We start from the raw sequence: 12,701 nt of genomic DNA, 5'->3' as shown, positions 1-12,701 counted from the left end.
TCCTATTTTTTACCCGCTCGAATGAAGCCTGTAAATTCACGCTCTTCGAAATAGTTGAGCATCATACTATAGATGTCACTTCCATACGGTTTTGATAGCGCCTCATTTGCCAAATCTTGCAGTTCACTAAGCTTAGATTGACGAATCAAATACTTAGTCCTTGCGACATTTGAGGTGTTCATACTTAACGTCTCATACCCTAACCCAATCAAGAGCAATGCACCCATTGGATCACCCGCGAGCTCTCCACATATACACACAGGCAATTGATATTGCTTACAAGTATCATGGATGTGTTTCAATGCCATGATCACTGCAGGGTGCATGGATTCATAGACATCAGAGACGCGGGAATTGTTCCGGTCAACCGCCAATAAATATTGAGTTAAGTCATTGGTGCCCACCGAAACGAAATCAACTTTATCCGCAATAAGCGGAAGAAGGTAAAGCATTGATGGCACTTCAATCATGATACCGATACGCGGCATACGAACTCGACTGTCGAGTTCATGCACTTCATCGTAGGCTTGCTCGATAAGTTGAACAGTATCATCCAGTTCTTGAGTGCTAGAGATCATCGGCAACAAGATACTCAAGTTCTGGCTATCACAACTCGCACGTAACATGGCACGTAACTGAATAATAAAGATGTCAGGATGATCGAGCGTAAAACGAATACCACGCCAACCAAGGAATGGATTGTCTTCTTCTATTGGGAAGTAAGGTAACGCCTTATCTCCACCAATATCCAAGGTTCGCATCACCACTTGCTTCTCAGGGTAACTCGCAAGCACAGAACGATACTGCTTGAATTGTTCGTCCTCTGACGGAAACCTTTGCTGCAACAAGAAAGAAATTTCGGTTCGATACAGACCAACCCCATCAACCCCTTGGTTGATAGCGATGTTAGTGTCTGCACTCAAACCCGCATTAAGCAGAATCTCGACTTGCTTGTCGTCTTTCGTTTTTGCCGGTAAGTACAGTTCTCGATTGACCATAGAGGAGAGCTCACTCTCTTCTAGAATCAGCCCCCGATACTCTTTGAGCAGGTTTTTAGTCGGCTCAATAAAGATCTCGCCGCTATACCCGTCAACAATCGCTTGCTTACCATTAGCTTGCGAAAGATTAAGGTTAACTCCCATAACAGAAGGAATACCCAAAGCTCGAGATAAAATTGCTGCGTGCGAGTTCGCCGCCCCTTCCAAGGAAATAACCGCTAATAGTTTTTCTTTAGGAATAGACGCTAATACAGAGGCCGTTAACTCACGAACCACCAAAATAATCGGTTTATCTAACGTGCGAAGTTCATGTTCAGAATTGTGGAGGAAATAGAGCAGTCTTTGACCAAGCTCTCGGACGTCTTGCGCTCTCTCCCGAAGGTACACATCTGACATACGAGCAAAACGGTTAGAGTAACTCTCAACAACCTGTCTCAATGCCCAATCGGCTTTGTCGCCTTTCTGAATTTGACTCTTGAGATCCTTACGTAACATGGGATCGTTGAGTAAGTGAGTAAACAGATCAAAGATCGCCAACGCGTCTTTATTGATTTCACTATCTAAACGCTTTCGCATTCGCTTAAAATCATTGAGAGCATTTTCGACAGCGACTGCCAACAGCTCATGCTCCCTTTCAACATTGAGCGTCGAAGCAGGGTAAACATCGGTGAGTTCAGGCTGAGTGTTGTCCCACCATAAGTCACCAATCGCCACACCCGATGAAGCTGCAATACCTTTGGTCGCAGGTAGCTTCTGTTGCTCTAACAGCCAATGGCCTTGAGTTTGGGCATGCGCCACAATAACCGCAAGTTGTGCTGAGAGTGTAACAAGGAAGGATTCTTCCATCTCACTGAATAAACGGGGGGACTTCTGTTGAATGACCAATACGCCAAGCACTTGCTTGCGATAGATAATCGGAGTGCCGAGAAAAGAGTGATAAACCTTTTCTCCAAGCTCGGGAAAAAACTTATAAGCAGGGTGAGCAGACGCTTGTGCAAGGTTGATCGGTTCAGCACTTCTTTTAACAAGGCCAACCAAACCTTCGTCAAAACCAATGTGAATACTATTGCCTTTGAAGATCAGGCCTTGAGTTGCCATCAACTCAAGACGCTGCATATCATTATTTGCCAAATACACGGTGCAACATTCCGTCTGCATCGCGCTGCATGTCTCTTTAACCAAAATATCAAGAGCCGTCGACACATCTTCAACTCTTGATACGTGTTCAACTATTTCCCTTAGTTGGCTGAGCATGCTTAACCTCTACGCAATTTGCGCTTTCCTTTTGTTTTTCGCTCTTTAAACGGCATTGCTAAAGATGCGAATTCTTTCATCGCTCGACGGTAAACATCTCGCTTGAAAGATACAACTTGTCGAACTGGGTACCAGTAACTCACCCAACGCCAACCATCAAACTCAGGTGTGCTTCCACGCTGCATATTGATATGCGATTCATCGCAATCTAAGCGTAAAAGAAACCACTTCTGTTTTTGTCCAATACAGACAGGTTTAGAATCCCACCGAACCAGTCGTTTGGGCAGCTTATAGCGTAACCAATGACGACTTGTCGCGACGATCTTTACATCCTTTTTAGTAAGGCCAACCTCTTCATATAACTCGCGGTACATTGCCTGTTCCGGAGTTTCACCTTCATCTATTCCCCCTTGAGGGAATTGCCATGAATGTTGCCCGTATCGTTTAGCCCAGAAGACCTGACCATGGTTGTTACAGATTACAATACCAACATTTAATCGGTAACCATCGCCATCTATCACTGGCCAACCTCTATCTAAATTTTTAATTACACTGATTTTTCCACATATCCCCAATCGGAGCAAACTTAGTGACGTGACAAGCGCTATATTTATGAATAATAACTACGAATATGGATAAGTTTTGCTCAAATCTTAGTTACCCACACAAGAGTGAGACATAGACCACATTTATTCACCTTTTCTGTGAATAACTATGTGAAGAATTACCCTCAATCGTTTTTTTTAATCCATAGATTCATCAGAACCAAAAACAAAAAATCACCCACACCAAAATAAAATAATTAAAAATCAATAAATTAAAATAAATCCATCAATTTTAAAAACATGAAAAAAGCAAAAGATCTTTTAAAAATCACCCATGGTTAAAGATCAACCACTCCGATGTTTATCCACACTAGTAAGTGAAAGATTCATTTCAAACCCTATTTAGCAAGCATTTTATCCCCTGCAAACCCCTGTTTATTTATCCACTAAATTAATATTTCAATTAATTACCTTCATGTCCTGTGGATAACCATGAGTTTGATCCCTTCTCTAGCTAGGCGATCATTTCTTAACCAGTCGTCATATGGTGATAACTTCTGGTAAAATCATTTTTTTGATCATGCCTTTTATTATGAAACCAGAACCACAAACACAACAAGAGCTGTTAGACAGAGCATATGCTATTGCAGGAATGACCTTCAAAGAGCTCGCCGATGAAGCCAATATGGTTGTACCAAACGACCTAAAGCGAGATAAAGGCTGGGTTGGACAACTATTGGAATGGCACTTGGGTGCGCCAGCTGGCAGTAAACCAGAACAAGATTTTGCCAAGCTCGGGATCGAGCTAAAAAGTATCCCGATTGGCTATTCAGGGAAGCCACTCGAAACCACCTTTGTTTGTGTCGCGCCATTGATGGGCGTGCAAGGCATAACTTGGGAAACCAGTCACGTTCGAAACAAGCTGTCTAAAGTGTTGTGGATCCCAGTAGAGGGAGAAAGAGAGATCCCGCTGACAGAAAGGCATGTAGGATCCCCTTTATTGTGGACACCAACCCAAGCGGAAGACGAGATCTTAAAAAGGGATTGGGAAGAGCTCATGGAGCTGATCGTGTTAGGTAATGTTGAACAGATAACAGCAAGACACGGCGAAGCACTGCATTTGCGACCAAAAGCCGCCAACAGTCGAGTGTTAACAGAAGCTTACGGTGCAAGTGGAAAACCAATAAAGACCAAACCTCGTGGTTTCTATCTACGAACTCAATTCACCCACAGATTGCTAACAACCCATTACGCATAGAAAGCCATTACGCATAGAGGTTTTATCTAGCATAGATAGGCTAAAAGATCAGTACGTTATAAACCGTCTCAATTTAGAAGTAATTTCTCACTACAACGCTCGTTAAAAATACTCTCTAATGAGGTTTGAGCGCCAGTTCAATATCGCAGTAGCTTTGGTTGGGTTCATTACCAAACTCATCATACGCGTTGTGCAAGCGAAGGTAGGCCTTTTCAAAGCCGAGCCGGAGTAATTCCTCTTTCACTTGATCCAAGGATCCAAAGTGAAGCGGCTCGCCGTCTTGCTTTACCGGTTCTAGCTTGTGTTTGTACTCCACCGCCAGCAAATATTCAGAGATATCAGAGCAACCAATAACGTACACTTTCGGTGTCTGATAAGAGTCTTTGTGCTCTCCATGTAACCACATGTCTAATTGATGCTTCTGCATAGTCAGCCTCCCTTGCTCTGTAAAGCTTAGTAGAACTCTTTTCCTTTACTAGATAACGACTTAAAAAAGCAAAAAAAGAGAAGCAAGAGCTTCTCTTTTTTGGCCAGTTCTAGTTCAAAAATTTGCATTTTCGACGCCATAACTATCGCTGATGTTTATCTTGTGGGGTGAAAGGCGCTATCACCCCACAAGATTACGTCGGTATTCGCGCGCTTAAGACTCGACGAAGATGACGAACTCGGCGCTCAATCGTGACAACTTCAGGCTCAGAAAAACCAATTGGTCGACCATCGGCTTCAAGGCCAATATCTCTCAATAAATGGGTGTTGTTCCATGGTAGATCATATGAACTACGACGAACTTTTCGTTGCCATTCACGCTCTTCACGACGAAGGTCTGCACGGATAAGAACTGTTGCTAGTTTTAAATATACTGAGTGACGCATAATAACTCTCCAGTTGTGGAATAAACTGAGGAAAAATAGCGTTCTAGATAATATGAGGGCTTCTCACTTAGCTGCTATTTTTCCGCAGCCAAATAAGGGTACGGATCTATTAGTTAGGTTTATCTTGGGTGTTTCGATCGGCCATGGCTGATGTGTGTGACATATCAGTCACCATGTCAGTACACGGATCAAACGACGCGCAAATATGCTGTATAAAATCGAAATGTTTCATTTGCGCCTCCAAGCTAACTAAAAAATCCAAAAAGAAATGGGGTAGTAAAAGCAGACAAGTTTTTGTTAAGTCGTTGCTTTCACGGTTAAAGTCTAACCAAGTGAGTATATTATTCAACCGCTAATTGGTTAACATTTTTAAAACAATGCATTCGCCTGAAATATCAGTTGCATATTCATTTACATATAACATATTCACTATGATTATATAAAATCACAGCATATCTCTCTTAGGGTCGAACGAGAAAACAACGGACTATCCTTCAGAAACAAAAAAACCACGTAGATACGTGGCCTTTAATTTTCGGTGACTGGATAAACTCATGTTGAAAGAGTCTAAACAACCCCTTCAGAGATTAGGCTATGTTTATTCAGCAAGCGGTACATCGTCGCTCGTGATACACCGAGCTCCTTAGCCGCCAATGAAACCTGACCACCGTAAGATTCCAATACAATCAGCAACGCATCGCGCTCTGAGCGCTCTCGAATACTCTTCAAGCTTCGGCGTTCATCATTCTGCTTCGGTAAATCCAGTTGGTGATCCTCAATAATCACAGCATCAGACATCAACACAACACGCTTAATCTGATTCATCAGCTCACGCACATTTCCAGGCCAATGGTATCGATTCATCGAACAGATAGCATCGTCTGAGAAGCTCTTCGCTTGAGCATTAAACTCTTTCGAGTACTCACGTAGAAAATGATTCGCCAGTACTGAAATATCGCTCACACGTTCTTTTAAGCTTGGAACGTGAATACGCAGAACATTGATGTAGTGATAAAGCTCTTCATTGAAATCGCCCTCGATCAACGCCTTCTCGATATCAGAGGAGTTCGCAGCCAGGATACGTACATCGACAGATTTGGGTCCATTCGCGGTTTCAATCTTACCTTCTTGCAGAAAGCGCAGCAGGTTCAACTGCTGATTACGTGGCATCGCCAATACATCATTGAGTAAGATGGTTCCGCCGTCGGCTTCTTCCAACAGACAAGGTGCTGCAGCGGGCTGTGCTGAGATACCAAATACCTCGGCTTCTATTCTCATTTCAGATAAGGCACGACAATTGACCGTTAAAAATGGCTTCTGCGCTCGCGAAGAGTTTTGATGAATTGAGCGTGCAACCGTCTCTTTTCCTGCTCCACTCTCTCCGTAAATCAGGATACTGACATCAGTCGGCCCAATGCGCTTTACTTGGTCTCTCAAACGCTTCACAGCCACAGAGTCGCCAAGCAAACCCATATTGTTGTTGATGCCGTAGTTTGGCCATACTTTCTGCTCAAGCTTGAGCATACCCAATTGGTGACCAATGGTACTCAATAACTGGGCATCTGGGATTGGCGCCGTGAAAAAGTCGATACAGAAGTTCACGATAAATTGGCAAATGGTATCAGAGCTCAATTGCGATTCACGAATAAAGGCGAGCCATCTTACTTGCTTGTTGTTGCTCACGAGATTAGCGATACCGTTAAGGCTAAACTCATCATGACTAAGATCCACAATGCCAATGCAGGGGCCAATATCAGTAATTAAGGCATCGGCTTTTCGTAAATCTGCACACTGGGTACATTGCCAACCCACTTGTTCTAACACTGATAACCAGGGTTCGTACGCACCACCAACGACGATAAGAGAACCTGGTAAGGAATCCATCTTAAATTGAGTTCCCATCCTTCTTCCTTATTCTGTTTTTATTTTTTCAATCAGGCTAACACGAGTTAAACGAATCATACGGGTACAAAGTTGCCGCAAGATCGTATTCAGATCCGATACGTATAGTAATGAGACTATCTTAGATTTTTTGTCTCAATGGTAAGACTATGTCATAAATAATCATTTTTCGAATCAAGAGTGCGGTACGAGCTAGGTTTTGACGCTAAAAACCGAAAAAGCCACCCGAAGGTGGCTTTTAAATTACACGGGCAGTAACACCCCATAAGCGAAAATTACGCTTGTGGGCGCATTGCCGGGAACAAGATCACGTCACGGATTGTGTGCGTGTTAGTAAATAGCATCGCTAGACGATCGATACCAATACCTTGACCCGCTGTTGGCGGTAGGCCGTGCTCTAGTGCAGTAATGTAGTCCGCATCGTAGTACATAGCTTCGTCATCACCCGCGTCTTTTGCGTTAACTTGTGCTTTGAAACGCTCGTCTTGGTCTTGTGCATCGTTAAGCTCAGAGAAACCGTTCGCTACTTCACGGCCACCGATGAAGAACTCAAAGCGGTCTGTGAAGAATGGGTTGCTGTCGCTACGACGAGCCAGTGGAGAGATGTCCGCTGGGTAACCCGTGATGAACGTTGGTTGAATTAACTGAGGCTCAGCCGTTTCACCAAAGATCTCTTCAAGAAGCTGACCACATGTCCAGAACTTCTCAACGTAAAGACCCACTTCTTCTGCAATTTTAACCATCAATTCTCTGTTCTGAAGATCATCTTCAGTCAGAGCTTGAATGTTTGCATTTTCAGGTGTGTAGTGTTTGATTGCATCGAACATGCTCATGCGAGCGTAAGTGCCACCGAACTCAACTGTTTCGTCACCGTAAGGCATAGAAGTAGAACCAAGAACGTCCATCGCCGCTGTGCTTAGCATCTCTTCCGTTAGATCCATTAGATCTTTGTAGTCAGAGTACGCTTGGTAGAATTCCATCATTGTGAATTCTGGGTTGTGACGTGGAGAAAGACCTTCGTTACGGAAGTTACGGTTGATCTCGAATACACGGTCAAAACCACCAACTACTAGACGCTTAAGGTAAAGCTCAGGTGCAACACGTAGGTACATGTCGATGTCTAGTGCGTTGTGATGAGTGATGAATGGACGTGCTGTTGCACCGCCTGGGATCACGTGCATCATTGGCGTTTCAACTTCTAGGTAGCCTTTTGAGCTCATGAAGTTACGGATTGAAGACACAAGCTTAGAACGCACGATGAATGTGTTACGAGAGTCTTCGTTCACGATTAGATCAACGTAACGCTGACGGTAGCGCATCTCTTGGTCAGTTAGACCGTGGAACTTCTCTGGCAGAGGACGAAGTGCTTTAGTTAGCAATTCAAACTCTTCCATGTTCACGTAAAGGTCGCCTTTACCAGACTTGTGAAGCGCACCTTTAACACCGATGATGTCGCCGATATCTAGGCCTTGGTACTTCTCTTTCAGTACTTTTTGAACGTCTTTCGCTGCGTACGCTTGGATACGACCAGAAGTTTCTTGAATCGCTAGAAATGGACCACGCTTCGCCATAATACGACCTGCGATCGCAACGATGTGGTTAAGCTCTTCTAGCTCTTCCTTAGTCTTCTCACCGAATTCCGCTTGAAGATCGCCAGCTAGGTGCTCACGACGGAAATCATTTGGGTGACCGTTAGCTTTGCAGTTTTGGCGGATATGATCCAGCTTGCTACGGCGCTCAGCGATTAGTTTGTTCTCTTCAGGTGAAGAAGCTTCTTGTGTATTTTCGTTTTGAACAGCATCAGTCATTTGAGATGTACCCTGCTTTTATAATTTGGACAGCTATATTTTTGAAAATATAGGCATTTTTACCAATATTATTGGTAAAGCTTAATAGTTGATAAAGCTTACAGACCTGATTTCAGGCTAGCTTCAATAAACTTGTCTAAGTCACCGTCAAGAACCGCTTGAGTATTACGGTTTTCGATGCCGGTGCGTAAATCTTTGATACGTGAATCATCCAGCACGTAAGAGCGGATCTGACTGCCCCAACCGATGTCTGATTTCGTTTCTTCGCTCGCTTGTTTTTCAGCATTTTGCTTTTGAATCTCAAGTTCAAAAAGCTTAGCACGTAGCTGCTTCATCGCTTGATCTTTGTTCTTATGCTGCGAACGGTCATTCTGACACTGAACCACGGTGTTAGTTGGAACGTGAGTAATACGTACCGCCGATTCCGTGGTGTTTACGTGCTGACCACCAGCGCCAGAGGCACGGTATACGTCAATACGTAGGTCAGAAGGATTAATGTCGATCGTAATGTTGTCATCAATCTCAGGATAGATAAACGCAGAAGCAAATGAAGTATGACGACGACCACTTGAATCAAATGGTGACTTACGAACTAGACGGTGAACACCAGTCTCTGTGCGTAACCAACCGTAAGCGTACTCACCAGAGATACGTACCGTTGCGCCTTTAAGGCCAGCAACATCGCCATCAGACACTTCGATAACTTCAGTCTTGAAGCCTTTCGAATCTGCCCAACGCAAGTACATACGCAACATCATTGAAGTCCAGTCTTGAGCTTCTGTACCGCCCGAACCTGACTGTAAATCGATGTAGCAATCTGATGCGTCGTGATCACCAGAGAACATACGACGGAATTCCAGCTTCTCTAACTTAGCTTCAAGCTCGGCCAGTTCTGGCTCAATTTCATCGAACGTTTCTTGATCTTCTTCTTCAACCGCAAGCTCTAATAGGCCATCAACATCCTCAACACCTTGGTCAAGTTGGTCGATCGTTTCTACTACTGCTTCCAATGCTGAACGCTCTTTTCCTAGCGCTTGAGCACGCTCAGGTTCGTTCCATACATCCGGTTGTTCTAATTCTGCGTTTACTTCTTCTAGACGCTCTTTCTTTGCGTCATAGTCAAAGATACCCCCTCAGGATATTTGTGCGCTCAGACACATCCTGCAGACGGTTTTTTATAGGATTGATTTCAAACATTTTAGCTCATCATTTATGAGTAGAATTTAACCGGAGAATTGTACTCAAAAGTGTGACGGAGATACAGAATTTTTTAGAGTGGTACACCAAGATTCAATAACTTAATCGGATATAAAATTGACGGGCAGAAAAAACACGTAAAATTTGTAAGGAAAGGAAGGGAAGCAAGCCCTGTTTTTGAACAGAGCTTGTTGGGTTTGGCACTAAGTGATGAACCTCATTCAGTGAACGATAACGCTATTTGGCTTCAACTATTTCGCTTCGATATGATCAATCATCAACTGCAACGATTGATTGCCACGAAACTCGTTAATATCAAGCTTAAACGCAAGATGTACCGTTTTCACTGAGGCATCAGGCCAGCGACGTAGGTCAACATTAAAGGCAATGCCATCAATCATCACATTGGTCGGGTGGCCTTTATACAACGGCTCAAGCATTAACTTTAGGTGCTTTTCACCCACTAATTTTTGATGCAGAACTTTAAACTCACCATCAAAGATGGGCTCAGGGAAAGCTTGTCCCCACGGACCACCTGAACGCAATGTTTCAGCGGTATGCATGGAGAACTCTTCAGGTAACAGCTCACCATCAGACAAGATAATGCCCTTAAGTGCCGTCTCACCGAGTTCTTTACGCACAACGTCATCAAACATCTTGCTGAATCGCTCGAAGTCTTTTTCCATAATGGTTAAGCCGGCTGCCATTGCGTGACCACCAAACTTCAAGATCAGGCCAGGGTTTTGAGTGTCGATTCTGTCTAGCGCATCGCGCATGTGCAAACCTGGAATCGAACGACATGAACCCTTAATGCTACCTTCACCACCATCAGCAAATGCGATCACTGGGCGGTGATATTTGTCTTTGATACGCGAAGCTAAAATACCAATTACGCCTTGATGCCAATCACGTTGAAACAGAGCCAAACCAGAAGGCAAATCGTCTTTACCAAATTCAAGGCGCTCACAAAAAGCCATCGCTTCTTGTTTCATGCCCTCTTCGATCTCTTTACGTGTTTGGTTCAAGCCATCTAACTCGCTGGCCATTCGACGCGCGGCATGGATGTTATTACTCATTAGCAGCTCAACACCAAAAGACATGTCATCCAATCGGCCAGCCGCATTGATACGTGGACCAAGCGCAAAACCAAAATCGGAGGCAACTAAACGCTTAGCATCTCGCTTAGCAATTTCAATCAAGGCTTGAATACCCGGACGAGCTTTACCCGCACGAATGCGCTGTAGCCCTTGGTGGACCAGAATTCGGTTGTTTTCATCAAGTGGTACCACATCCGCAACAGTACCCAGTGCCACTAGGTCAATCAGTTCCATCAACTTGGGTTCTGTCATGCCGTGTTGAGCAAACCAGCCCAGCTTACGCATATGAACACACAATGCCATCATCAGGTAAAAGGCGACACCCACACCAGCTAGCGCTTTTGAAGGAAATGCGCAGCTTTCTAGGTTGGGATTGACCATTGCATCTGCAATCGGTAATTCAGAACCAGGCAAGTGATGATCAGTAACCAGTACATCAAGGCCTTTCTCTTTAGCAAAGCGAACACCGTCAATTGAAGATACACCGTTGTCGACTGTCATGATCACTTCAGCGCCAAGTTCAATGGCTTGTTCAACAACCTCAGGGCTCAAGCCATAACCATCCTCAAAACGGTTTGGAACAAGGTAGTCAACGTTGGAACTTCCCAACATACGCAGGGCAAGCACAGACAATGCAGAACTTGTCGCACCATCGGCATCAAAATCACCCACAATGATGATACGTTTTTGCTGCTGAATGGCTTTGAACAACAATTCAACCGCAGCATCAATACCGCCCAGTTTTTGATAAGAGTGCAAACCTTTCGCAGCTGTCTCTAGCTGGTCAGCACTGTCGATTCCGCGACTCACATAAATGCGCTTTAACAAGTCAGGTAAGTGAGCAGGTAAGACTGAAGTGTCGACCTCAGGACGGCGTTGGATCTCTATCATATAAAAATGGGCCTGATATCAATCAGGCCACTCCTTAAATCAAAAACAGGGGGGAATAATAGGTAATAAAAAATGAAGATTACTGCTCTAAACGCTGAATAAGTTGCGCCGGAGGTAAGTAACCACTCACCAACTCACCACTTGCTAGCACGATAGCCGGAGTGCCATTGATGCCAAGCTCACGACCGAGTTGGTATTGTTTAGCAATGATCTGCTTTTGCTCTGCTAGGTCTTTACCAGACGCTGGCATTTGACGATTGACTTTAGCATCATGCATAGCTGTTTTTGGATCATCAGACGCCCAGATTGCCGCCATTTGATCGGCAACTTGCCCTGTCGCACCTTGGCGTGGGTAAGCCATGTAACGAACGGTGATACCCAGATCGTTGTAGCCTTGCATTTGACTGTGCAGACGAACACAGTAGCCACAAGTAATGTCAGTAAATACCGTCACAACGTACTTTTCGTTATCGGCTTTATATTCGATAACCGTATCCGACATCGCCGCGACCTTTTCAGCATTAAGTGGAGCTTGACGCTCAGCCAAAACGTCACTGAATTTGCCGTTATCATCCAGAGAGTAAAGAGTGCCGGCTAGAAAGTGATCGCCCTCTGGAGAAGAAAAGATAATGCCACTGTTAGTTTGAATCTCTAATAGGCCATCAATGTCTGAAGGAACGATCTTCTCTACCTTGATACCGATTTTTTCAAAACGCTTAGTTAACGCTGCTGTATCAATAACTTGAGCTGGAGCAACTTCTACGGCTGTTGATGTTTGTTCTACTTTCGCTTCTGATGCATTACATGCAGTAATCATGAGAGGAAGCACTAATAGAGGAAGACGGCGTAATACGCTCATTAAGTTCACCTTAAAAATAA

Annotated in this window: 10 protein-coding genes; 1 reads left to right on the top strand and 9 read right to left on the bottom strand. The window is 44.1% G+C overall.

The window, feature by feature from the left end:
• Positions 1–2: 2 nt before the first annotated feature.
• Together ptsP and rppH are read right to left on the bottom strand one after the other, a co-directional pair.
• Positions 3–2,252: a phosphoenolpyruvate--protein phosphotransferase gene (gene ptsP / locus ACED25_RS10955; protein ID WP_009848436.1), complete on the bottom strand. Its 2,250-nt coding sequence runs from the start codon at positions 2,250–2,252 to the stop codon at positions 3–5.
• 2 nt (positions 2,253–2,254) lie between these two features.
• Positions 2,255–2,773 carry an RNA pyrophosphohydrolase gene (gene rppH, locus ACED25_RS10950; protein WP_009848435.1) on the bottom strand — a complete coding sequence of 173 codons (519 nt, stop codon included), beginning with the start codon at positions 2,771–2,773 and terminating at the stop codon, positions 2,255–2,257.
• Positions 2,774–3,389: 616 nt separating this feature from the next.
• Between rppH and mutH the strand changes: the two genes are divergently transcribed.
• Positions 3,390–4,055, top strand: a complete 666-nt coding sequence (mutH, locus tag ACED25_RS10945; RefSeq protein WP_102249744.1) for a DNA mismatch repair endonuclease MutH — start codon at positions 3,390–3,392, stop codon at positions 4,053–4,055.
• Between the two features lie 115 nt (positions 4,056–4,170).
• Here mutH and ACED25_RS10940 read toward each other — a convergent pair whose 3' ends face one another.
• From ACED25_RS10940 to ACED25_RS10910, 7 genes are all read right to left on the bottom strand, one after another.
• Entirely contained in the window at positions 4,171–4,482 is a 312-nt protein-coding gene (locus tag ACED25_RS10940; protein ID WP_009848433.1) for a DUF6482 family protein, read from the bottom strand.
• Between the two features lie 193 nt (positions 4,483–4,675).
• Positions 4,676–4,927, bottom strand: a complete 252-nt coding sequence (locus tag ACED25_RS10935) for a hypothetical protein (RefSeq protein ID WP_004735015.1) — start codon at positions 4,925–4,927, stop codon at positions 4,676–4,678.
• 567 nt (positions 4,928–5,494) lie between these two features.
• Positions 5,495–6,829, bottom strand: a complete 1,335-nt coding sequence (vpsR, locus tag ACED25_RS10930; protein WP_371695258.1) for a cyclic-di-GMP-binding transcriptional regulator VpsR — start codon at positions 6,827–6,829, stop codon at positions 5,495–5,497.
• Between the two features lie 275 nt (positions 6,830–7,104).
• Positions 7,105–8,637, bottom strand: coding sequence for a lysine--tRNA ligase (lysS, locus tag ACED25_RS10925; protein WP_012603264.1), 1,533 nt, complete (start codon positions 8,635–8,637; stop codon positions 7,105–7,107).
• Positions 8,638–8,735: 98 nt separating this feature from the next.
• A protein-coding gene (prfB, locus tag ACED25_RS10920; RefSeq protein ID WP_100208942.1) for a peptide chain release factor 2 occupies positions 8,736–9,834 on the bottom strand; the annotation gives its coding sequence in 2 pieces (ribosomal slippage) (positions 8,736–9,758 and positions 9,760–9,834; 1,098 coding nt in all).
• A 251-nt stretch (positions 9,835–10,085) separates the two neighbouring features.
• Positions 10,086–11,822, bottom strand: a complete 1,737-nt coding sequence (gene recJ / locus ACED25_RS10915) for a single-stranded-DNA-specific exonuclease RecJ (RefSeq protein ID WP_012603262.1) — start codon at positions 11,820–11,822, stop codon at positions 10,086–10,088.
• Positions 11,823–11,901: 79 nt separating this feature from the next.
• A complete protein-coding gene (locus ACED25_RS10910; RefSeq protein ID WP_371695257.1) occupies positions 11,902–12,681 on the bottom strand; it encodes a thioredoxin fold domain-containing protein in 780 nt (259 codons plus the stop codon).
• Positions 12,682–12,701: the final 20 nt, after the last annotated feature.

It is taken from the genome of Vibrio sp. 1F263 (assembly GCF_041439035.1).
Taxonomy (GTDB): domain Bacteria; phylum Pseudomonadota; class Gammaproteobacteria; order Enterobacterales; family Vibrionaceae; genus Vibrio; species Vibrio tasmaniensis_A.
This window is presented reverse-complemented; position numbering and strand designations above follow the sequence as displayed.

What these genes read in the sequence shown, in the direction of transcription:
- ptsP (WP_009848436.1), bottom strand. Translation starts at nt 2,252, where the DNA reads ATGCTCAGCCAACTAAGGGAAATAGTTGAACACGTATCAAGAGTTGAA.
- mutH (WP_102249744.1), top strand. Translation starts at nt 3,390, where the DNA reads ATGAAACCAGAACCACAAACACAACAAGAGCTGTTAGACAGAGCATAT.
- ACED25_RS10940 (WP_009848433.1), bottom strand. Translation starts at nt 4,482, where the DNA reads ATGCAGAAGCATCAATTAGACATGTGGTTACATGGAGAGCACAAAGAC.
- ACED25_RS10935 (WP_004735015.1), bottom strand. Translation starts at nt 4,927, where the DNA reads ATGCGTCACTCAGTATATTTAAAACTAGCAACAGTTCTTATCCGTGCA.
- vpsR (WP_371695258.1), bottom strand. Translation starts at nt 6,829, where the DNA reads ATGGGAACTCAATTTAAGATGGATTCCTTACCAGGTTCTCTTATCGTC.
- lysS (WP_012603264.1), bottom strand. Translation starts at nt 8,637, where the DNA reads ATGACTGATGCTGTTCAAAACGAAAATACACAAGAAGCTTCTTCACCT.
- recJ (WP_012603262.1), bottom strand. Translation starts at nt 11,822, where the DNA reads ATGATAGAGATCCAACGCCGTCCTGAGGTCGACACTTCAGTCTTACCT.
- ACED25_RS10910 (WP_371695257.1), bottom strand. Translation starts at nt 12,681, where the DNA reads ATGAGCGTATTACGCCGTCTTCCTCTATTAGTGCTTCCTCTCATGATT.